This is a genomic window from Aeromonas sp. 61P, assembly GCF_051919545.1.
Classification (GTDB): Bacteria; Pseudomonadota; Gammaproteobacteria; order Enterobacterales; family Aeromonadaceae; genus Aeromonas; species Aeromonas veronii.
On the sequence record NZ_JBQBEL010000001.1, the window covers coordinates 2,717,573 to 2,738,511 of the forward strand.

General features: G+C 58.4%; 11 protein-coding genes, 3 tRNA genes and 5 pseudogenes. 9 read left to right on the top strand and 10 right to left on the bottom strand.

Annotated elements, in window-relative coordinates; all coding sequences use genetic code 11:
- Window positions 1-75: 75 nt before the first annotated feature.
- The 7 genes and pseudogenes from ACTG2O_RS12930 to ACTG2O_RS12960 form a co-directional block, all read right to left on the bottom strand.
- A pseudogene (locus ACTG2O_RS12930) lies at window positions 76-1,355 on the bottom strand (hypothetical protein).
- 200 nt (window positions 1,356-1,555) lie between these two features.
- Window positions 1,556-2,116: a hypothetical protein gene (locus tag ACTG2O_RS12935; protein ID WP_439975949.1), complete on the bottom strand. Its 561-nt coding sequence runs from the start codon at window positions 2,114-2,116 to the stop codon at window positions 1,556-1,558.
- 35 nt (window positions 2,117-2,151) lie between these two features.
- Entirely contained in the window at window positions 2,152-3,576 is a 1,425-nt protein-coding gene (locus ACTG2O_RS12940; protein WP_439975950.1) for an NAD(P)/FAD-dependent oxidoreductase, read from the bottom strand.
- Window positions 3,577-3,678: 102 nt separating this feature from the next.
- Complete coding sequence (locus ACTG2O_RS12945) at window positions 3,679-4,518, bottom strand: FTR1 family iron permease (protein WP_439975952.1); 840 nt, start codon at window positions 4,516-4,518, stop codon at window positions 3,679-3,681.
- A pseudogene (locus ACTG2O_RS12950) lies at window positions 4,518-7,519 on the bottom strand (YncE family protein). Before ACTG2O_RS12950 ends, ACTG2O_RS12945 begins: the two are co-directional and overlap by 1 nt.
- A gap of 4 nt (window positions 7,520-7,523) precedes the next feature.
- Window positions 7,524-7,973 (bottom strand): hypothetical protein, encoded by a 450-nt coding sequence (locus ACTG2O_RS12955; RefSeq protein WP_064341369.1) that lies wholly within the window; start codon window positions 7,971-7,973, stop codon window positions 7,524-7,526.
- A gap of 128 nt (window positions 7,974-8,101) precedes the next feature.
- Complete coding sequence (locus ACTG2O_RS12960) at window positions 8,102-8,587, bottom strand: YqhA family protein (protein ID WP_005333692.1); 486 nt, start codon at window positions 8,585-8,587, stop codon at window positions 8,102-8,104.
- Window positions 8,588-8,865: 278 nt separating this feature from the next.
- On the opposite strand from ACTG2O_RS12960, the gene ACTG2O_RS12965 reads away from it, so the two are divergent.
- A complete protein-coding gene (locus tag ACTG2O_RS12965) occupies window positions 8,866-9,855 on the top strand; it encodes a DUF2860 family protein (protein ID WP_439975954.1) in 990 nt (329 codons plus the stop codon).
- A 223-nt stretch (window positions 9,856-10,078) separates the two neighbouring features.
- Here the strand turns inward: ACTG2O_RS12965 and ACTG2O_RS12970 are convergent.
- Together ACTG2O_RS12970 and ACTG2O_RS12975 are read right to left on the bottom strand one after the other, a co-directional pair.
- Window positions 10,079-10,154, bottom strand: a tRNA-Asn gene (locus ACTG2O_RS12970).
- Window positions 10,155-10,158: 4 nt separating this feature from the next.
- Window positions 10,159-10,234: transfer RNA gene (locus ACTG2O_RS12975), tRNA-Asn, on the bottom strand.
- A 487-nt stretch (window positions 10,235-10,721) separates the two neighbouring features.
- Here ACTG2O_RS12975 and dauA point away from each other — a divergent pair.
- Both dauA and ACTG2O_RS12985 read left to right on the top strand, forming a co-directional pair.
- Window positions 10,722-12,458: a C4-dicarboxylic acid transporter DauA gene (gene dauA / locus ACTG2O_RS12980; RefSeq protein ID WP_335849396.1), complete on the top strand. Its 1,737-nt coding sequence runs from the start codon at window positions 10,722-10,724 to the stop codon at window positions 12,456-12,458.
- Between the two features lie 184 nt (window positions 12,459-12,642).
- A tRNA-Ser gene (locus ACTG2O_RS12985) sits at window positions 12,643-12,730 on the top strand.
- Window positions 12,731-13,307: 577 nt separating this feature from the next.
- Here the strand turns inward: ACTG2O_RS12985 and ACTG2O_RS12990 are convergent.
- A pseudogene (locus ACTG2O_RS12990) lies at window positions 13,308-14,492 on the bottom strand (IS3 family transposase).
- A 63-nt stretch (window positions 14,493-14,555) separates the two neighbouring features.
- Between ACTG2O_RS12990 and ACTG2O_RS12995 the strand changes: the two are divergent.
- From ACTG2O_RS12995 to tssG, 6 genes and pseudogenes are all read left to right on the top strand, one after another.
- Window positions 14,556-14,939, top strand: a pseudogene (locus tag ACTG2O_RS12995) (transposase); the annotation flags it as partial.
- 782 nt (window positions 14,940-15,721) lie between these two features.
- A complete protein-coding gene (gene tssB, locus ACTG2O_RS13000; RefSeq protein ID WP_019444950.1) occupies window positions 15,722-16,225 on the top strand; it encodes a type VI secretion system contractile sheath small subunit in 504 nt (167 codons plus the stop codon).
- 37 nt (window positions 16,226-16,262) lie between these two features.
- Window positions 16,263-17,746: pseudogene (tssC, locus tag ACTG2O_RS13005) on the top strand (type VI secretion system contractile sheath large subunit).
- Between the two features lie 6 nt (window positions 17,747-17,752).
- Window positions 17,753-18,184 (top strand): type VI secretion system baseplate subunit TssE, encoded by a 432-nt coding sequence (gene tssE / locus ACTG2O_RS13010; protein WP_005299981.1) that lies wholly within the window; start codon window positions 17,753-17,755, stop codon window positions 18,182-18,184.
- A gap of 3 nt (window positions 18,185-18,187) precedes the next feature.
- A complete protein-coding gene (gene tssF, locus ACTG2O_RS13015; protein WP_019444948.1) occupies window positions 18,188-19,954 on the top strand; it encodes a type VI secretion system baseplate subunit TssF in 1,767 nt (588 codons plus the stop codon).
- Window positions 19,918-20,916: a type VI secretion system baseplate subunit TssG gene (gene tssG / locus ACTG2O_RS13020; protein ID WP_042053054.1), complete on the top strand. Its 999-nt coding sequence runs from the start codon at window positions 19,918-19,920 to the stop codon at window positions 20,914-20,916. Before tssF ends, tssG begins: the two co-directional genes overlap by 37 nt.
- Window positions 20,917-20,939 lie beyond the last annotated feature (23 nt).

Here is a 20,939-nt window from a genome sequence, read left to right on the forward strand (position 1 = left end):
GCTGTTGGCGATTGGGGCATAGGGTGTCCAGTTGATGCGAAACGTCGGGTTGAAAAGCGCGAAAAAAGCAGTCTATCAGTTTTGTCGCGGCGATGGATCCGGTATGGCGAGCCAGAGGCCGGGCTCGGCGGCAAAGCGCGGGGCAAACCAGTGCTGGCGCACCGCAGTGGGCATTTCGCTCGCGGCGATGGGGCGGCGACTGAGGCGGCAGGCACCTTGAGAGAGCGCCAGTGCCGCATCCCCCTTGTACCAGCCATCCGTTACCGGCAGTGCCGTGGTCTCCCGCAGCAGCCGCACTCCCCACTGGGTCACCAGCGCCGGGCAGGCTTTTTCTGCCAGTTTTGCCGCCTGCACCATGGCGGGCGGACGGGGCAGGGTGAAGGTCACGCCGAGCAGCAGCAATCCGGCCACCGCGACCAGCACCTCGCCACGGCGTGGCAGCCAGCCTGCCAGCAGCACGATACCGAGCAGGGTGATGGGCGCCAGATGGCGGGGATTGTCGGGATTCTGGCCAAACAGGGTCCAGAGTAGCAGGGCGAGCCAGTAGAGCGTCCAGAGCGGGGAGAGGGCTGCATTGTGATCCTTTGACCGTTGCCAAAGTGGCAGTATCAGCAAGGCCCCCATCATCAAGGGCCAGAGCGGGGTGAGCTGATCGGTGAAGGTGCGCGCCCAGCTTAGCAGCCGATCGCCGTGGGCTGCCGCCGTGTTGCCCACAGGGTAAAGTGGCCGTCGGTAAAGCGCCGTCCCTCGCTGAAATAGGCCCAGCCATCGGCCTGCCAGACAAACAGCAGGCTGATAAGCCCCACCAGCACGATGGGGAGCACAAACCTGTCGCGCGTGCCCTGCTGCGCCAGCCCGAGCCACAGGGGCAGCAGCGCCAGCACAAAATAGGAGGGGCGCAGTGCCAGCATCAGGCCCAGCAGCAGACCCGCCAGCGCGATTTTGCGCTGCTGCAAGGCCAGCAGCGACCCGAGCCAGGCGGCGAGCGCGGCCCCGTCAGAAAGGCCGGAGAGCGCCAGCGTCGGGGTGAGTGGCAGGGCCAGCACCAGCAGCCAGACTGGGGCGAGCAGGCTTGGCCGTTGCCACAGTTTTACCGCCAGCAAGGCGGCGAGCGGCGCCAGCAAACTGCTACCGAGCAGGCTTGCCCACTGCACCGCACGGGCCGGATCGTCCACCAGCAGATTGATCAGCCGCGCCAGCCAGATAAAGGCGGGGTAGCCCGGAAAGTGGGGGGAGAACTCCAGCACGCTAAAGCGTGTCACCCCGTGGGCGAAATTGAGGGCATCGTCGGAATCGAGCGCCACCGGGAAGGCCAGTAGCCAGCCAAGCCAGGCCAGTTGCAGCAGAATGAGCAGCCAAATGGTGGTGGAGCAGGGGGAAGGCCAACGCCGGGCCGTTACCTTACCCCTCATCCCCAGCCCTTCTCCCGCAAGGGGAGAAGGGGGCAAACCGGCGTCCTGGTGCATTTATCGGCAGGCCGTGCGTAGGGTGGGTAGAGCGCAGCGAAACCCACCGTTTGTCACAGCGAGGTGGCGCAATGATTGGCAGGTTGCCATCAAAGCGGCGCCAGCACGGCCATCAGCGCTTTTTCCGCTGTGGCAAAGGCGGCGGCGTCGGCGGGCTTGGCGCCCACCCCGAATACCCCCGGGTTGCCGATGGCATCCAGCACCTTGGCCAGCGCCTGTTCGGCCGCCTTGCGATCCCCTTCGCTGAGGGAGGGGAGGATCAAGTCGAGGAAGCGCTTGCTCTTGACCACCAGCACCTTGGCGGTCTGGTAGTCGCCAAGATTCTGGCTGGCCCCTTCGAGGCGGCGCTCGATCTCAGCCTTGTAGGCGCGATTGAGCAGGGCGGCGGTAGCTGCGGCATCTTGGGCCTTGATGGCGGCTGCCAGCGGCGCTTGCAGCTCCACCTTGTGGTGCTGTTCCAGATAGGTCAGCTCCTCGGCAATCTCGCTCAAAGTGGCGCTGGCATCCTTGCCGTCAGTGGCGGCGCCCAGCAGTGCCTCGCGGGCATCGATCAGCGGCTCCTTGCCGGCGGCGGCGTAGGAGTAAGCCTGAGCCTGCCCGCAGAGGGTCAGCAGCAGGGTGAGGGCGAGTAAACCCGGGCGGATGATCATCCTGTTCTCCTTACTTAATGCCAAGAGGTTGGCACTCAGGCCACGCTTTGGGTTTCAATCACGGTATTTTCGTTGCGATGGTTGAAGATGGCGTGGCGTCTGTCCACCCCGTCGATCACCATGTCAGCGGCCATCATCCCCATCTCCATGGCGGTGTCGGTGAAGATGTAGCGGAATGTCCCCTGACGGCCGGTCATGATGAGGTTGGTGATGGGCATCAGCGCCTTGATCGCTTCGTTGCGACGCGCCTGATAGCCGAGATCCATCAGCGGATAGGCGTATTCGCTGCGCGCTTCAAAAGTTTCATCGCCAAGCTTGGCGGTATCGACGCCGAGGCTCGCCAGATCAGCGGTAACCCGACCGCGCAGATCAGAGAGCGGCGCCTGCCAGGTGGTATCCCCGGGATTGCAGGGGATCTCCAGCATTACCGAGGTCTGGCCTTGGGGCGCCATAAAGGGGCTGCGGCGGCGCGGCTCCTGCAAGCGGGTGGCCAGAATATGGGGGTCGGAGAGGTACTGCCAGGTGTTGTCCGACAGGTTCTCCTGTTTGAGCGGCATATTGACGAAGCGAAGCGACCGGTAGTGCAGATCGCACGGCAAGCCCAGATGCTGGCAGGTGAGCGGCAGCGGCAGGGTGGAGATCACCTGATCAAAATGCTCGCTCTGCTCGGCGCCATCTTGTGTCCAGTGAACCTGATTGATCCGGCCATCAGCTTGCTCCAAGCGGGTGATGGTGGCACCGGTTTTGAGCTCAACGCCCTCTGCCACCAGCCGCTCGCCCAGGGTGGTGAAGATCTGGCCGAAGCCATATTTGGGGTAGCGGTATTTGCGGGCATAGGTGCGCACCGAGATACTGCCGTTGCGTCTTGGCAGCAGGCGGCGCGCCACGTCTTTCAAATCGATGAGGCTGATGCGCTGGCCGGCCCAGTCGGCGGAGAGCTTGTCCGGATTGATGCCCCACAGCTTGCCGGTGTAACCCTCGAAGAACTGGCGGTAGAGGGTGCGGCCGAAGTGACTCTGGATCCACTCGGCAAAGCTTGCCTTGGCAAAATCGTCCGGCTTCTTGCTAAATGGCAACAGCAGCAAGTCTTTCACCGCCCCGGCCATCAGGGCGAGCGGCGCCGTCTTGAGCAGGTTGGGCAGGTTCAATGGGTAGTCATAGATGCGCCCGCCAAAGCGGATCACGCTCTTGCGCTCGGCGTGGAGCAGGTCATCCCCCATCAGCTCGTCGATAAAGGCGAGCAGCTCGGGGTTCTTGGTGATAAAGCGGTGGCCGCCGTAGTCAAAGCGATACTCCCCATCGCGCCCCTTGAAGGTCTGGGTGGCACACATGCCGCCGACCACCGGCTCCTGCTCGAACAGGGTGACTGCAAAACCGGCGCGGCGCAGGCGCCAGGCAGCCATCAAACCGGCTGGGCCGGCACCCAGCACTGCAATGTGCTTCTTGTTGTTATCACTCATGACGTTTTCCGAAACTGCTTGATAGATAAGGGAACCGCGCCAGGGCGCGGCTCCCGAATGGTGTTGTTACCCCGTAGCCTTGCTACCACAGGGCGTGTTGGCTCAGCCCTTGCCAGTCGCGGCACTTACCTGCGGGCGATAGCTGCGCTGCCAGAGGGTAACGAAAATCGCCAGATAGAGGGCCCAGGTCAGCAGCTGCAAGCCAGCGGGTGAGGCATTGTAGCCAAACAGGGCGCGCAGGAAGGTACCAAATACCCCCTGATCGTCGAGAATGTGGCTGATGTCAAACACCGGCGTGGTCCAGAAGGTGATGATCTCTGCCGCCTGCAACATGTTGACGGCAGACGAGAGCAAGCCTGCGGCGATGATGATGATAAGAAGCCCAGTCCAGCGGAAGAAGGGGGCCAGCGCCACCTTGCGGGTGGAGCGCAGCAGCCCCCACACCAGCGCGATGGAGACCAGCAGCCCCGCCAGCGCGCCTATCAGGCCGGATTGCAGATCGACCCCTTGGCCCGAATAGAGCAGGGCGGAGAAGAAGAGCACGGTTTCGAACCCTTCGCGCATCACCGCCAGAAAGGCGAGCAGCACCAGACCAAACAGGTTGCCGCCATCGATGGCCGCATCGATGCGCGCTGTCATGGCCCCCACCTGGGATTTGGCCTGCTTCTGCATCCAGATCGCCATATAGGTGAGCACCAGAGTGGCAAAAATGAGGATCCCCGTCATCAAGAGGTGGTTGTAGCGCTCGCTCTCGAACTGGCTCACCACCACCTGGAACAGGAATGCGACGACAAGGGAGGCGATAAGGCCAAGCCCTACCCCCAGATAGATGAACTTGTTGTAGCGGCTCGCCCCCAGCTTGGCGAGGTAGGAGAGGCAGATGCCGACCAGCAGGAAGGCTTCCAGCCCCTCGCGCAGGGTAATGAGAAAACTTGCAAACATCAGGATTGAGGCTCCGTAGCAGGCGTGACGGGGAGAGGCTGCAATGTAAGTTGCAACCGATTTAGCTGCACTATGGGTGGCTCCGGCAAGCTGGGCTCGGCGGCGCGCACCGCATCATTGACCCACTTGGGGTAGGTGCGGAAATTGAGTTTGATATCGGCCTTGAAGGGCCCTTGGGCTTCTGCGGGTAGCGGCCAGGCTTCATCCCGCCAGCCATCAGCCGGAATGCGGGTATCTTCCAGCAGTTTGGCATAGCGCCAGAACTTGAGCCCCACCGGCTTGCCCTCGGCATCACCGAATACTTTGCGAAACAGTCGCGCATCTTCAGGGACAGCGCCATCCACTGGCTGGCCGCTGGCAAGCACCACCTTGCCACTGGCGTCAGTGATGGTCAGCTCCAGCCAGAGTTCACGAAAATCGGCCACCCCGGTGGGCAGGGCATGGCCTGCACCGGTATTGGCGACCCGCACCACCAACTGCTTGTTATCGGTAGTCTGTTCGATACGGGCGGAGAGGGTAGCGCTGGAGCGTAGCAGCGCCAGACTCTCCTGTTCAAGGTCGGGGTTGCGCAGCCCCACCAGCTGGTGCTGGGCGCCGGTAAAGTTGTGGCGATAGAGCCGCGCCTTCATGGTGCCGTTTTCGGTGGATTGGCCCGCGACCGGCGCACCGCCGTTACCCGGATCCGGGTTCATATGGCAGTCGATACAGGTGCGCCGCTTGGCGGGATCCTCCGCGTTTGCGAAGCTGGATTTTTCCCACTCGTCCCAGGTGTTGACGATATTGGCGCCGGTGCCCGGGGCAAACTCGTTGTGGCACGACTTGCACAGAGCCGCATCGCGGTAGAAATCCTTCTGATAGGAGGCTTTGTGGGCCGCCGGACGGGCGTTGATCTGCCGCTCGGCCAGCCAGTGCTTGAGGCTGCCGCCCGGGGCATCCTCGAACACATAGCTCTCGCGGTCTTTCAAATTCACGGTAAAGGCGCTGTTGCCGCCCGCATCTTCTACCTTGGTGATGCGATGGCAGAGCACGCAGCCGGTCCCTTCCTCCACCACAGGTTCGCCCGCCTTGTGGGCGGCAATCAGCGAGGCGCCACCCTGCTCGAACATATGGGAGCCCTTGGGCAGATCCAGCTGGCCTGTCATCACCTGCTGGGGCATGTGGCAGCCCTGACACCATTGGCCGAACGCTTCCCCTTCGGTTTCGCGGGCCAGCGCCTGCACCACCTTGTAGTAGGGGTGGGAGTTGCCCATCAGCCGGTGGTTGCTCTCGCTCCAATCTTTGAACGCCTGTTGGTGGCAGTTCTGGCAGGAGGCGGAGTTGAGCCACGCCTTCGGGTGAGTGGTTGGTGCCTTGGCGGGATCCGTGCGCGGGGCATCGAGTCGCAGCCAGTTGGCAAGATAGGGGAGGTTGCCATCGGCGGTGACGAAGGCGTGCAGATCTTCCATCATCGCTTTCACTTCCGGTTGGGGCCTCGCGGGGTCAACTGCCTCGGCCCCATCGCGGGTGTCATGGCCCATGCCGCCCTGGGTCTGCTGGGTCATGCGCAGGTATTCGCCGACAAAATCCCCCGCCACCATGTTGGTGAGGTTGGCGTGGCCGTTGATGGCGTTGTCGCCGCTCTGCTGGCGATGGGCCGCCATCAGATAGCGGTTGGTAAAATTGAACCCATCCAGATGGCAGGAGTTGCAGCTCATCCAGTTGTCCCCCGCCATGGGGAAGCGTGAGTTGGCGCCGTTGTTGCCAAGCGTGTTACCAAGATGGAACAGCCGCTCGCCGCGCTGAAGCGGCTCGGGGCGCGGATCTGTCTCTACCAGCTTGGCGAAGTGGGGCAGATCGACGGTGACCCGGGCAAACGGGCCGCTGCCGCCGCTATTGAGGCGGGTGAGATCCTGCCCCATGGCGTTGTGCACCAGAATATGGTTACCGTCGATCAGCAGATCCCGCGGATTCTGGCCCGGCAGGTGGCGCAGGAGCTGGGTCGCCTTGGCGCCCCCCTGAAACTTCTTGCGGCGGTGACGGTTGTTGTTGGACTTGCCGCTGCGGGAGAGGTCAAACACCAGCAGATCTTCCGAGCCCGCCAGGGTCAGATAGACCCGCTTGCCGTCGGCGGCGAAGCGTGCAGCAAACGGGTTGGAGACGATCTGGCTGCGGTTGCCGACGCTTGGCAGATTGATCTGCAAAAAGAGCTGCTTTTTTCATCGACCCGCTCTTTCTCCTCATCGAGATCGATGATGGAGACCGCCGGAAAGACGGTGCTCTGAAACTGGAAGAGGTGGCTGAAGCTCCATAGCACATGAGGCAACCAGGCCTCGCTGCCATCGGGGGAGAGGGCGATGCCGTCGAGCAGGCGCGGCAATCCCTGCGAGTCGCTCGGCGTATCGCTATGGGTCTCGGTCAGGGTGATGAGCTTGGGCTTGGGAAGCGAAGAGCCCTTGGCGCCGTGGCCAAGCTTGGCGAGATCATAGATGGCGAGCTGGCCGGTCATGGCGTGGGTGAGCAGCAGGCGATCGTTGTCGGTCAGGGCCAGTCCACGGGGAGTCTCGGCGGTTTCTGCATCCAGCTGTAGGTTGCCGGCGGTGTCGTAGGCCAGCAGGCGAGCGGATTCGAACAGCGTGACCCAGAACCACTGCCGTTTGGCATCGAAGATGACCCCGTAGGGTCTATGGCCGGTGGGGATCGCCTTTTCCAGATCGAGATCATCATCCAGCAGCAGCAGGCGATCACCGCTGTAGTCGGTGACCAGCAGGGTGCCGTCATCGGCGCGGGCCAGCTGGCGCAGATCGCCCTCCAGCTGCACCTCTTTTAGGCGCTTTCCGCTATCGCGCTCAAGCAGGGTGACCGAGCCAGCGCTCAGGTTGGCGGTGACGAGGCGCGGGCTGTGCCCCTCCTCATAGGCGATCATCCCGGCGCCCATCTGCCGGGCAGTTGCAAAGGGGCTGGTCAGCAGCAGGAGGAGGGCCAGCAGGGGTGACAAATATGCAGAGAACGATGACTTCAGCATAGGATCAGGAGCGCCATTTCAAGATGGTCCAGCGCCAGGCGTGGCGCAGCACCAGAGGAGTTAACGCCAACGCGCTCAACCAGTGGGCCCAGCTGGCGAGGTTGCCCATGGCATCGCCCGGAGTGCCGTGCAGCACCAGCAGCAGGCCGCTGGCCAGACAGACCAGCAGCAGGGCTTCGATAATCCGTCCCGTGGTGCGCAAAAAAGGTTTGTTGCTGCGGTTCAACAAGCTGCGATGGGAGAGCCAGAAGGCGCCAAACAGCAGCGGGAACAGGGTGAGCGAGAGCATCACATGGAAAAACAGATTCCAGCGCGCCAGCGACCAGAGCGGGGTCAGCGGTTCCCACAGCAGCAGGCCGGAGAAGAACATCAGATAGAGGGTGCCCTCGGCGGCCTGATGGTGGTAGGCCAACCATTGCCAGAATTGTCGGGGTGAGAGAGAAAGGCTTGTCATAAAGGCTCCAGCACCCGGGCGGGGCAGCCCGGGGGGAGCAAGTTTATAACGCAGTAAGAGTAATGAAAAGTGTTATCAATTGTATTGCTGGTGAATCAAGGCTGAACAAGCACAGTGATCAAGCTCCACTATTTATGCTCCGCCATCCGCTCGGTCACCGCATAGATGAGCGCGGCCAGCGAGAAGGCGAGAAACACCACCACGGACCACTTCATATCGACTTCGTTGATGATGCCATCTTCGAGAAACGCCTTGAGCACCTCCACTCCGGCAATAGTCACCAGCGAGTTGATGACGATGAGCTTGAGGGAGGCAAAGTTGATCTTGCTAAGCCAGTTGCTGCTAAGGGAGGCGCGCTGCTCTTCCGTCTGGATAAATTGCACATAGCCACAGATAGCAACCAGGATCAGCATCTGGGCCACCAGTATAAAGTCCACCAGGGTCAGCACGCCGGTAATGAGATCCAGATAGGGGATCTCGAAAATGTTTACAGAAAGCTGATAGAGCTGCATGGCAAACTTCACCATCAGCAATACCACGCAGATGAGAATGCCAATGTAGAAGGGGAACATCATCAATCTGCTGCCATTGAGCATGAAATTGAATCGACGCATGAGAACTCCGATGTTGGGTACAGGGGTAAATAGAGTGAGTATGGCGCGAGCAGCCCGCAGCGTTGCAAGGCCGTGGGGACTGATTATGCCGGGTCGCCCCCTGCTTGCGCCTATAAAAAAATAAAAAGCCATCATAAAAAATAAAACCGCATCCCGCTGTCTTATTTGTGATTTTTCCCTGCCGTAACATGCCGCTTCTCAATTCAGGGGGGCGACTGCCTCCCTCCTATTTATCAGGCTCGGCCCTCCGAGAGTGGCCGCTTGCCAGGAGTGTTGCGATGCGTATTGGTCTGCTGTTGAGTATGGGGATGCTGGTTGCAAGCGGGGTTCAGGCTGAAGCTCTGGGTGCCATTCCTGAGGAATCTGGCTTTTCCGGCAGTGTGCTGGCGGGAGCCAGCGTTGGCGAGACCAAGTCCAATTTTGCCACGGGGAGTGCAGGTAGCGAGCGTATTGACGCTTTTGGTGCTGCGGCGCAGCAGCGCCACCTTGATCCGGTGATCAACGGGGATCTGCGCTACACCTTTGCCTCCACCGGTAGCCAGCTGTTCCTGGGCAACCTCATTCAGGATGCCATTCGTGGCGACGGTACCCAGCAGTTCGGACTGCGCCAGCAACTGGGGGACATGGGGATCGTGGCCGGTTCGCTGGTGTTCAATGCCACCCCTGTCAAGGTCTGGCGCGATCCCTTTGCTGTGGGTGTAGCTCGTCAGGACAGTGACGTGAGCTCCCACGGCGCCCGTCTGGCGTGGGACAACATCTGGGGCAGTGCGCTCAGTGGCAGCATCACCAGCCGCGACGTCAAGGTGGATGGGGAGTCCAGCGGCGAGCAATATGGTCGTGCGGTGATGGGGATGCTGGATCGTAATGGCCGGGTCAACTCCGCCGAGGTCTCCTACCAGTTCCGGCTAACAGACGATCAGTTCCTCGAGCCAGCATTGCGCTATGAGAAGGCTGATCTGGCGGGCAGTGCCGAGTCTTATGTGAGCAAGGGGTTGCAGCTCACCTACGCCAAAACCTCGCCTCGCTGGTCGTTCGTCAGCAACCTCTATCTGGGCAAGCGCGACTATGACGAGGCCAATCCGCTGTTTGGCCTGCGTGCCGACAGCCGCGACATGGCTATCGATGCCACCCTCTTCTGGCACCAGCTGTTTGGCATTGCGCCGCTCTCTGCACTCCTGAGCGCCAGCTACGCCAATGCAGACTCCGGGATCGACTTTTACGATATTCGTGCCACCAGCATCACCACGGGTCTGCTCTACCGTTTCTGATCCCGGCATCCGGCAGTGAGATGAGGTGCACACAAAGGGGCTGGTCAATCCAGCTCTTTGTTTATGGGATGGCGCTCAATAGACAATTCAAGCTGTATGCAGGTTGGTCATCACATGCAGGCAAGAGGCGTTATGACAGAGGGCATTTGAAGGGCGCGCGTGGCAGGGAAGGGGCGAACAGCAGATAAGAAAAAGCCCAGCCAAAAGGCTGGGCTTTAGAATTTGGCTCCCTCGACAGGACTTGAACCTGTGACATACGGATTAACAGTCCGCCGTTCTACCGACTGAACTACGAGGGAAAAGTGGCTCCTCCTACTGGACTTGAACCAGTGACATACGGATTAACAGTCCGCCGTTCTACCGACTGAACTAAGGAGGAATTGCCTGTCTCGTTAAGACGGGGCGAATATTAATGACCAGGGCGGCGGGTGTCAACCCGCGAATTTCCCGAAAACCGGATTTTCGGACTGTTTGCCCAAAAGTTGCGCTTTGCGGTTTATTTTCAGCACAATCAGTCCCTTGCCATCACCGCCCCCAACCGGCCTAGGGGTTATTGGCTCGGTTCGCATCAACCTGATGATGCCAGTATGAGGTCGCGAACGTGCTGGTAAGCTAACAAGACTCAAGTGGTGAACTTTGCAGCTAAATTGGGGAGCGCAATCGTCAACATCGGCGATTTGGCGGCAAATAGGCCAAATAATGGGTGAGCGCGTGTTTCATTGATCCTGCCCATCGAAAAAATGGCCCGTCTGGAGTAAGGTTACGCAGGATACCATCGCCGCGTCGACAGCCCTGCCGGCCCTTGATGATGATCGGGCGCCGGATTTCTCCGGCCTTTATCTCCCTCTTCTGGTATTACGATATACATGCACAAGCAAGCCTCTTTAAATAGCGTGAAGCTCGCCATAGCCTTACGCCAGTCCTGTATTGATGAACCCTACAGCATGGCCCGCTTTGGCCGTGATCTTATCGCCGGTGTGACGGTGGGCATCATCGCCATCCCGCTCGCCATGGCACTGGCCATCGCCAGCGGTGTGCCGCCGCAACACGGTCTCTATACCGCCATCATTGCCGGAATCGTGATCGCCGTGACCGGTGGCTCCCGCTACTCCATCTCCGGCCCGACCGCTGCCTTTGTGGTGATCCTCTATCCTGTCGCCCAGCAGTTCGGGGTCGGTGGTCTGTTGATGGCGACGCTCATCTCAGGCCTCTTTCTGGTGGCGATGGGGATGGCCCGTCTTGGCCGCCTTATCGAGTACATTCCCCCGTCAGTGACGCTGGGTTTTACCGGTGGTATCGCCATCGTGATTGCCACCTTGCAGATCAAGGACTTCTTCGGCCTGAGCGTGCCCGAGATGCCGGAAACCTATCTGGGCAAGGTCGAAGCGTTGGCCGCCGCCCTGCCAAGCTGGCAGTGGGGCGATACCCTGGTGGGGGTCGCAACACTGGCCGTGCTGCTGCTCTGGCCACGCCTGCGTCTGCCGGTGCCCGGCCACTTGCCCGCGGTGCTGGTCGGGGTGGGTCTGGGTTTTGGCCTCCATTACTTTGGGGTGGATGTGGCCACCATCGGCAGCAAGTTCAGCTATACCCTGGCCGATGGCACCCAGGGGATGGGGATCCCGCCCATCGCGCCGACCCTGGTGATGCCCTGGGCCTTGCCCGGACCGGATGGCTTGCCGGTTGAATGGAACCTGGCGGCTGTTGAGCGGCTGCTGCCTGCCGCCTTCTCCATGGCAATGCTGGGGGCGATCGAGTCGTTGCTCTGCGCCGTGGTGCTCGATGGCATGACCGGTCGCAAGCACAGCTCCAACGCCGAGCTGGTGGGGCAGGGGCTTGGCAACATCTTCGCCCCCTTCTTTGGCGGCATTACCGCTACCGCTGCCATCGCCCGCTCTGCCGCCAACGTGCGTGCCGGCGCTACGTCCCCCATCTCGGGGATTGTTCATGCGCTGGTGGTGTTGGCCGCCATTCTGGTGCTGGCCCCCTGGCTCTCCTGGTTGCCGCTCTCGGCCATGGCTGCCTTGCTGCTCATCGTGGCCTGGAACATGAGTGAAGCGCACAAGGTGGTGGAGCTTATCCGCCGCGCGCCCAAATCCGATGTGCTGGTGCTGCTGGTCTGCCTGTCGCTCACCGTCATTTTCGACATGGTCATCGCCATCACTTTCGGGGTGATCCTGGCGTCCCTGCTCTTTATGCGCGAAATCGCCAAGATGACCAAACTGCACGATTTGGCCGAGCACAAGCGCTATGCCCATGAGGTGCCGAACAATGGCCTGCTCTACAAGATCAACGGCCCGCTCTTCTTCGCAGCGGCCGAACGGGTCTTTGCCGAGCTGGAATCACAAGTGAAAGGGCACAAGGTACTGGTGTTGCAGATGGAGGCGGTTTCCATCCTCGATGCGGGCGGCCTGTCTGCCTTCCTCCACTTTGGCAAGCAGATGGCTAAAGCCGGTGTCGAGTTGCGGGTGGCCGAGTTGCAGTTCCAACCGCTCAAGACCTTGGCCCGTGCCAAGGTGCGGCCGCAGCCCGGCAAGCTGGAATTTTACGGCTCGCTGGAAGAGGCGCTCAAAGGTGAACATTTGCACGAAGCGGCAGTAAATTGATTGAAAGGGATACGAAACGGCATATTTTTGGTCACTTGGTTCGGATATTGAGCAAACGAACGCAAAAAGTAAAAAATTGCATTGACCAAAAGCCATCGTATCCCTTACATTACGCCCCGTCGCCGCGGCATGGTCGCGCAAGCGAATGTGTAGCTCAAGCACATAAAGTAGTGAGCAAAAATTTGGTGAGGTGTCCGAGTGGCTGAAGGAGCACGCCTGGAAAGTGTGTATACGGCAACGTATCGAGGGTTCGAATCCCTCCCTCACCGCCAAATTGCAAAGCCCTGATGGAAACATCAGGGCTTTTTGCTATATGGAACTCTTATACCGACGAGGGGAAAAATCCACGCAGGATCCGTTCGGGGTTGTTCATGGCTGCCAACGGCCGCTTCGAAGCGGCGAGCCACTGAGCTGCAAATAATCCTGTTCTAACCCGGAAAAGGAACAAAAAGAGCCTGTCGCAAAGTTGGCCTTTATGCGTTGTACAACGGGATAGAAACGCTCGCTCTCGAAAATAGTCTGTCATGCCACTTGGGTTATGAATACTCTTCTCCCATCTCAGATCCACGCCTTCACTAGCCAATCAAATACCACCCGATGCCAAATCGCGTCATTCTCTTCAAATCAACACTATGGGAACGAGTCTCGTCCTATCACTGAATGGCCTCGGCGCAACAGGCTTGTGAGCGATCATGGCTCACAGGTTGATAGCAAGGCTACGTAGCAGGTGCTGCCACGTCCACGGGTGCAACGTATCCGAGTTTTATCAACTCCCTCTACACCGATCAGGCCATTTGGGATGCGCAGGGTTTTCTGCCTCATCTTGAGAAGCAGTGAAGGGTGTAGTGGTCAACTAGATCCGGACACTTGGTTAGGCCGTTCTTCGGCTTTTGCTGGCGGTATCCCGTCATTGTGGCAATGTGGACGCCGCCAGTTGTAGTAATCCATCAGGTAATAACTGATATCTCGTTTCGCTTCTCGCAAGCTCATATATCCCATAGCCGGCAGCCACTCTGACTTCAGGCTCCTGAACAGTCGCTCCATCGGGGCGTTATCCCAGCAGTTTCCACGCCGACTCATGCTCTGGGTTATGCGATAACGCCACAGTCGTTGCCGAAATGCCCGGCTACCATATTGGCTGCCCTGGTCGGAGTGAAATAGCACACCGGATGGGCAACCCCGCTGCTGATAGGCCATCTCCAGTGCTTTGATGGCCAGCTCTGCATCAGGCTTGTCAGACATCGCCCAGCCCACGACCCGTCGGGTATGCAGGTCGAGCACCGCTGCCAGGTAATGCCAACGACCACCAGCCCAGATGTAGGTAATATCGCCACACCACACCACACCACACCACACCACACCTGATTGGGTTGCGGAGCATCAAATTCGCGGGCCAGCAGATTGGGTATATTCGGTCGTTCTGACCGTGCCACCTTATAACGTGTGTACGCCCGGCTGTTTGGATGCCAACCCGGCCTCCTTCATCAGGTTACGTACTTTGAATCGGCCAATCTGATACCCCAACTCCCGCATCATCGACATCAAGGCACGGCTGCTCGCTGAGTTCCGGCTCGCTTGGAACAAACGGCGCAACTCACAGCGCTGTTGCATGCGCTCACGGTTAATCGCCCGCCTGCGAGCCAGATAATCGTAAAAACAGAAGGTGGGAACATCGAAAGCGCAGCAGACCAAGGTGATGGGGGCTTGCTCCCTTAATCGGTCTATTCAGCGCGTACGTGTGAACTCGTCCGCCATCAAGAGAGCAGTAGCCTTTTTTAGAATGTCCTTTTCGCGCTCGAGCCGGTTGATGCGGGCTTCCAGCTCCTGAATTTTTTGCTGCTCCGGAGTCAGTGCTTTTCCGGTGGGGGTTGTACCACAGCGTTCGGATTGCAGTTGCTGAACCCAGCGGTGCAGTACGGTTTCACCGACATCCAGTGAACGGCTTGCTTCGGGGACAGAATATCCCTGGTCGAGCACCAGGGATGCGGCTTCGAGTTTGAATTCGGCAGTAAATGAGCGACGTAATCTTGTCATTGGACACCTCAGGTCATGGTGGCGACTGTACCACCTAAAATGGTGTCCGAGATGATTAGACCACTACACAATCCACTGCGGCGCAAGCTGGGCCGTATTTATGCGGATGGCGCCTACGACAGCAAAGCCAGCCATCAGCTGATAGCAGGTAAAGGAGCGACAGCCTGTATCCCGCCTCGCAAGAACGCGGGGTTATGGAAAAAGGGACACCCAAGAAATGAGGCCGTGCTGGTGATGCGCAAGGAACGGTTGGCGCACTGGAAGAAGATATCGAGGTATCACCGGCGCTCGCTGGCAGAGACGGCGATGCATCGGTTCAAGCGGTTGCTGGCGGGGAAAATCAGTCTGCGAAAATACAACGGTCAGGTAGGGGAAGTGATGGCGTATGTTGGAGCGATAAACAAACTGAACAGCCTGGGTCTGCCCGTCAGACAGCCCCGAGTGTAGCGGTCACTTGGGGCGGGGGGTGTAAGATACGCTCTTACAGCTGATTTGGGCAACAACGCCGTCTCAACGCGATTCAATGGTGCATAACTTGTAGATTCGGGGGGCTTGTACGCTACGGCTGGATTTATGAGGGGAGTGATGACTACGGATCGTCATTTATGTTTTCGATAAATAGTGGTTTTTTTTAAACTGGCCATAAATGCAAGCAAGCTATATGAATCAAATTATTAGCGTTACTTAATTCAATTCATTCGATTGGCTTAACGACTGATTTTGACGCATGCGCTCGCATAGCGATAAAGACGGTATCAATAATGTGATTCGATGGCGCATTCTTCTAATGCTACCCTAGGTCAACTGTAATAAATGACAGGTTGTTATTGTGATGTCATCGTGCGAGCGTCTTTATTGTCGCAAAGATTGATTTTTCATTTAAGTTTTTGTTTTTTAATGGTTTTAATGGCTTTCATGTGTTCGCGTTAGAATTATTCGTTGACCATCAAATTCTCTCTATATACCATGCCGCTCAAAATAGGCATTAATGCCAATATGACCTCACACCATTGAGTTGAGGCTTCGGGTTGTAGATAAATAACAAGAGATATTGTGCTTTTGATAACTAGAGCTTTTGCTTGAAATATATCAAAAGTGCATCGTTGGTGAGTGCCTCTTTGACAAAATCGTCCATAGGATGGCTTAACTGTAATATCTTACAGTTGAGAGGAGGGGTATAAGCTATAAGCTATAGGGTCTTGGGTGACCCTTAACTTGGTATTTAGAGCATGGGAAAAGGAATTGACGGCGCCACAGTTGCGCCCAAAGAACGTATCAATATCAAATATGTACCGGCAACCGGTGGTCAACAGGCGGAAATTGAACTTCCGCTGACTATGATGGTGGTCGGTAATATGAAGGGCCGTACCGAAGAAACGCCGATCGAGGAGCGCCAAACCGTTTCCATCGACAAAAACAACTTTTCTTCCGTCATGAAAGAATCTGCACTGGAACTGAGCTTCTCTGTTCCCAATCGTCTGGAAGAGAACAGCCAGGACGATCTGCCGGTTTCGATCAAAATCCAGTCTCTGGAAGACTTCACTCCTGACAGTGTTGCCCAACAGGTCCCCGAGCTGCGCAAGCTGCTTGAACTGCGTGAGGCGCTGGTTGCCCTGAAGGGGCCATTGGGCAATATCCCTTCTTTCCGCAATCGTTTGCAGGATCTGCTGTCCAGTGATGAGGCTCGTGAGCAACTGCTCAAAGAGCTGGATTTGATCAAGCCTGCCGAGTGATCGGCGGGTTGTATTGACTGACGAGAAAGGAACAAACATGTCTTTGGTCGAAGAACAGGTTCAAGCGGGGGCGGGTGCAGCCTCCTCGTCCTCTTTGTTGGACGAAATCATGGCGCAGGCTCGCATCACACCGGTTGATGAGGGGTACAGTGTTGCCAAGCAGGGTGTGGCTGCGCTTATCGCCAACATTCTGGACAGCGGTACCACCAGCGAGCCGGTCAACAAGGCATTGGTTGACAGCATGATTGTCGAGCTCGACAAGAAGCTGAGCAAGCAGATGGACGTCATCCTGCATGCCAAAGAGCTGCAAGAGATGGAATCCTCCTGGCGCTCCCTCAAGCTGTTGGTAGATCGCACCGATTTTCGTGAAAACATCAAGATCCAGGTGCTGCACGCTACCAAGGAAGAGCTGCTGGAAGATTTCGAGTTTTCCCCGGAGATCACCCAGTCCGGTCTCTACAAGCATGTCTATTCAACCGGCTACGGCCAGTTCGGCGGCCAGCCGATCGGTGCCGTGATCGGCGACTACGCCTTTACCCACAGCTCTCCTGACATCAAGCTGATGCAGTATGTCAGTGCCGTCGGTGCCATGGCCCACGCCCCCTTCATCTCCTCTGTCGCCCCCGCCTTCTTTGGCGTCGACAGCTTCACCGATCTGCCCTCTATCAAGGATCTGAAATCGGTGTTCGAAGGACCGGCCTACACCAAATGGCGCTCCCTGCGCGAATCGGAAGATGCCCGTTATCTGGGGTTGACTGCACCACGTTTCCTGGCCCGTCTGCCTTATGATCCGACTGAAAACCCCATCAAGGGTTTCAATTATCAGGAAGATATCAGCTCGGATCACGATCACTACCTGTGGGGCAACACTGCCTATTTGATGGGCACCTCCCTGACCGACAGCTTCGCCAAGTACCGCTGGTGCCCGAACATTATTGGCCCGCAAAGTGGTGGCGCCATTCACGATCTGCCGGTGCACGTCTATGAGGCCATGGGTCAGCTGCAAGCAAAGATCCCGACCGAAGTGCTCATCACCGACCGTCGCGAGTATGAGCTCTCTGAAGAGGGTTTCATCACCTTGACCATGCGCAAGGACAGCGACAACGCGGCGTTCTTCTCTGCCAACTCGGTGCAAAAACCCAAGGTGTTCCCCAACACCAAGGAAGGCAAGGAAGCAGAGACCAACTACAAGCTGGGTACACAGCTGCCGTATATGTTCATCATCAACCGTCTGGCGCACTACATCAAAGTGTTGCAGCGTGAGCAGATCGGCTCCTGGAAGGAGCGTCAGGATCTGGAGCGTGAACTGAACGGCTGGATCAAGCAGTACGTTGCCGACCAAGAGAACCCGCCAGCAGACGTCCGTAGCCGTCGTCCGCTGCGCGCCGCCCAGATCAAGGTGCTGGATGTGGAAGGGGAGCCGGGCTGGTACCAGGTTGCCATGGCCGTGCGCCCGCACTTCAAGTACATGGGGGCGAGCTTCGAGAGCTCTCTCTGGTAGGTCGACTGGACAAGGAATAAGGCCCGATGCCGCATCTCTCTTCCTGGGATAGAGGAAATGCGGCCAGCCTGTTTGATCGTATCCGGGGGGAGGGGCTTGGCTCCTCCCCTCGTTCGGAAGTTGATGAGTTGGTTGATTCTGTCAAACGGCAGCTCGACCAGATCCTCAACACCCGTCCCGGCAATTGCCGCAGTGCACCCGATTTGGGGGTTATTGATCTCAATGACGCCACTCAGGGTAGTGCGGATATCAAGGGGCGGATCCGGGAGGCGATCCGGCAATGCATCCGTCGTTATGAACCTCGGATCATCCATGTGGATGTCCGTTCACCCGACTATCAGGCAAGTCCGCTTGAGATGTCGTTTCAGGTGACGGCCCATGTGCGGCTGGAGCATATCGAGCAAGTTACCTCGTTCAACGTCCATATGGACAGTCACCGTCACTACCGCATGGTCTGATCAATGTCGCTGGAACATTACTTCAGGGATGAGTTGGCTTTTTTGCGCCTGCAAGGGCGCGAATTTGCCGATAGCTATCCCGAACTCACCCGTTTTTTGTCGGAGCAGAATACCGACCCTGATGTGGAACGCCTGCTGGAAGGCTTTGCGTTTCTTACGGGCAACCTGCGCGCCAAAATCGAGGACGAGTTCCCCGAGCTGACCCACGGTCTGCTCAATATGCTCTGGCCGAACTATCTGCGCCCCGTCCCCAGCATGACCATCATGCAGTTTTCGGTCATTCCGGGTGCCATTGCCCAACCGGCACTGGTCAGGCAGGGTTGCCAGCTGGACAGTTTGCCAATCGACGACGTGACCTGCCATTTTCAGACCTGTCACGATGCCTGGGTCTATCCGGCCGAAATGCGTCAGATAACGGCGCAAAGTGGCAACGATCTCTCTACTATCTCGCTCGATATTGCGCTGCATGCCCCCCTGCCGCTTAGCGAATTGCAGCTGGACAAGCTGCGCTTCTTCCTGGGGGGCGACAGCTACACCGCGTATGAGCTCTACTTCTGGCTCTCCAACCAGCTCTCCCATATCGAGCTGGAGATCGATGGCAAGCGCTTTCGCCAGGAGGCCAAAGCGTTGAAGTCGGTCGGCTTCGAGCGCGACGATGCTCTGCTGCCCTATCCGAACAATGTCTATTCCGGCTACCGGATCCTGCAGGAGTATTTCTGCTTTCCGGAGAGCTTTCTCTTCTTCGAACTCTCCGGTGGTGAGTGGCCCAAACAGCCGCTGCCGGTGAGTGAATTCAAAATCCATTTCTGTTTCGACCGGCCCTTGCCGGCGGAACTCAAGATCCGTCCCGACTCTTTCATGCTCAACTGCGTGCCGGCTATCAATCTGTTCCAGCACGACAGCGAGCCGGTCAATCTCAACGGCCGTCAGGCGGAATACCCGCTCAAGGCGAGCTATCGCTATGCCGACAGTTTCGAAATTTTCTCGGTGGATCAGGTTGAAGGCTGGGTTGAGGGCAATATGGGCCGTTCCCGCGGTACGCCACGCATCTATCAGCCGTTTGAAAGTTTTCAGCATCAGATTGAGCGGGCCAAACAGCGGCTGGCGCTCTATTACCGGGTGCGAGTCAGGGAGTCGGTGAGTGGTGATGGCTTTGAGCACAGTCTGTCGTTTGTGCGAGGGGATGAAACCACTACGGTCGATCTGGATGAATCCATTTCGGTTACGCTCACCTGCACCAACCGCTCCCGCGCAGCCCGCCTTAAGGTGGGCAGTATCTGCGTGCCGACCGGCAGTTCACCGTCGTTTGCTACCTTCCGTAACCTGATCCGGCCGACCCGGCCGCTGCGTCCTGCACTGGATGGCAGCCTGCATTGGACCCTGATTTCCAACCTGTCGCTCAACTATGTCTCTCTGCTGCGCCGGGATGCTCTGGTGCAGGTGCTGCGTACCTATGACTTTCCCGCTTTGCACGACAAGCAGGCAGAGCAGGCGTCGCGCAAGCGGCTGGCGGGGATCGAGGAGATCGAGACCAAGCCGGTGGACAGGCTGGTGCGCGGCATGCCGGTGCGGGGGCTCAAGTCGGTGCTCTCCATCCGCCAGTCCGCCTTTGGCAGTGAAGGGGAACTCTATCTCTTCAGCACCGTGCTGGCCCACTTCTTCTCGCTCTATGCCAGCGTCAACGCTTTCCACCTGCTTGAGGTGGTCAATCTCGATAACAAGGAGCGCTATCAGTGGCCAGTCCAGATCGGTCAGCACTCCCTGATGTGAGCGCCGCCAACGAGGCGCCCCGTTTCAATTTCTTCCAGCTGGTTGAGCTGCTCAACCGGCTGGACGGTGCCGATCAGGAGCGTGGTCTCGACCACCTGCCGAGTGACGAAAATATTCGTTTCAAGGCGACTGCATCGCTGGGTTTTCCCACCAGCGACGTGCTGCAAATTGGCCGCGACGAGAAGGGGCGCCACGAGCTGGAAGTGGCCTTTCTGGGTCTGCACGGCAGCCAGTCGCCGATGCCGGGGTATTACCTCGACTCGCTGGCGTGGGAGTACGCCCAGGGGGAACAGAAGCTCGGTCTTTTCCTGGATTTCTTCCACCACCGCCTGCTGACCCTGCTGCACAGGATCTGGCGCAAGTATCGCTACCATGTCCGTTTTCAGGATGACGGTGAGGATGGGTTCTCCCGTCTGATGTTTGCGTTGGTGGGGCTTGGCAACGATGCCGTCTGTCAGAGTTTGCCGGTCAACCGCGCCAAGATGCTCTCCTATGCGGGCATGCTGGCCAGCCCCAGCCGCTCTCCAGAGGTGGTTGCTGGTCTCGTGGCCCACTGCTTCGATCTGGCGGATGTGGAAGTGAGTGCCTGGCAGTGGCGCAAGGTGCCGATCCATCCGGAGCAGCAAAACCGCTTGGGCGGTGCTTGCGCCACTCTGGGGCACGACTTCGTCATCGGTGACAAGGTTAATGATTGTGCCGGCAAGTTTTTATTGAAAATCAATGATCTGAGTTTTAGCCAGTTTCTCGGATTTCTCCCGAACGGGGAGCATTTCCACGCCCTGGTGACCTTTGTCTCCTTCATCTTGCGCGATCAGCTGGCTTGGGATCTGCGGCTTGGCTTCGGCCAGGAGCAGGCCAAGGGGCTGAGATTGGGGGAGGAGCAGAGTGCCCGTCTGGGGTGGAGTACCTTTCTTGGCCAACCGCCGAGTGACCCGTTCGTGACGATCTGTGTACAGGAATAAGCACAGAAATTCAGTGTAGGAAT

What these genes read in the sequence shown, in the direction of transcription:
- ACTG2O_RS12935 (WP_439975949.1), bottom strand. Translation starts at nt 2,116, where the DNA reads ATGATCATCCGCCCGGGTTTACTCGCCCTCACCCTGCTGCTGACCCTC.
- ACTG2O_RS12940 (WP_439975950.1), bottom strand. Translation starts at nt 3,576, where the DNA reads ATGAGTGATAACAACAAGAAGCACATTGCAGTGCTGGGTGCCGGCCCA.
- ACTG2O_RS12945 (WP_439975952.1), bottom strand. Translation starts at nt 4,518, where the DNA reads ATGTTTGCAAGTTTTCTCATTACCCTGCGCGAGGGGCTGGAAGCCTTC.
- ACTG2O_RS12955 (WP_064341369.1), bottom strand. Translation starts at nt 7,973, where the DNA reads ATGACAAGCCTTTCTCTCTCACCCCGACAATTCTGGCAATGGTTGGCC.
- ACTG2O_RS12960 (WP_005333692.1), bottom strand. Translation starts at nt 8,587, where the DNA reads ATGCGTCGATTCAATTTCATGCTCAATGGCAGCAGATTGATGATGTTC.
- ACTG2O_RS12965 (WP_439975954.1), top strand. Translation starts at nt 8,866, where the DNA reads ATGCGTATTGGTCTGCTGTTGAGTATGGGGATGCTGGTTGCAAGCGGG.
- dauA (WP_335849396.1), top strand. Translation starts at nt 10,722, where the DNA reads ATGCACAAGCAAGCCTCTTTAAATAGCGTGAAGCTCGCCATAGCCTTA.
- tssB (WP_019444950.1), top strand. Translation starts at nt 15,722, where the DNA reads ATGGGAAAAGGAATTGACGGCGCCACAGTTGCGCCCAAAGAACGTATC.
- tssE (WP_005299981.1), top strand. Translation starts at nt 17,753, where the DNA reads ATGCCGCATCTCTCTTCCTGGGATAGAGGAAATGCGGCCAGCCTGTTT.
- tssF (WP_019444948.1), top strand. Translation starts at nt 18,188, where the DNA reads ATGTCGCTGGAACATTACTTCAGGGATGAGTTGGCTTTTTTGCGCCTG.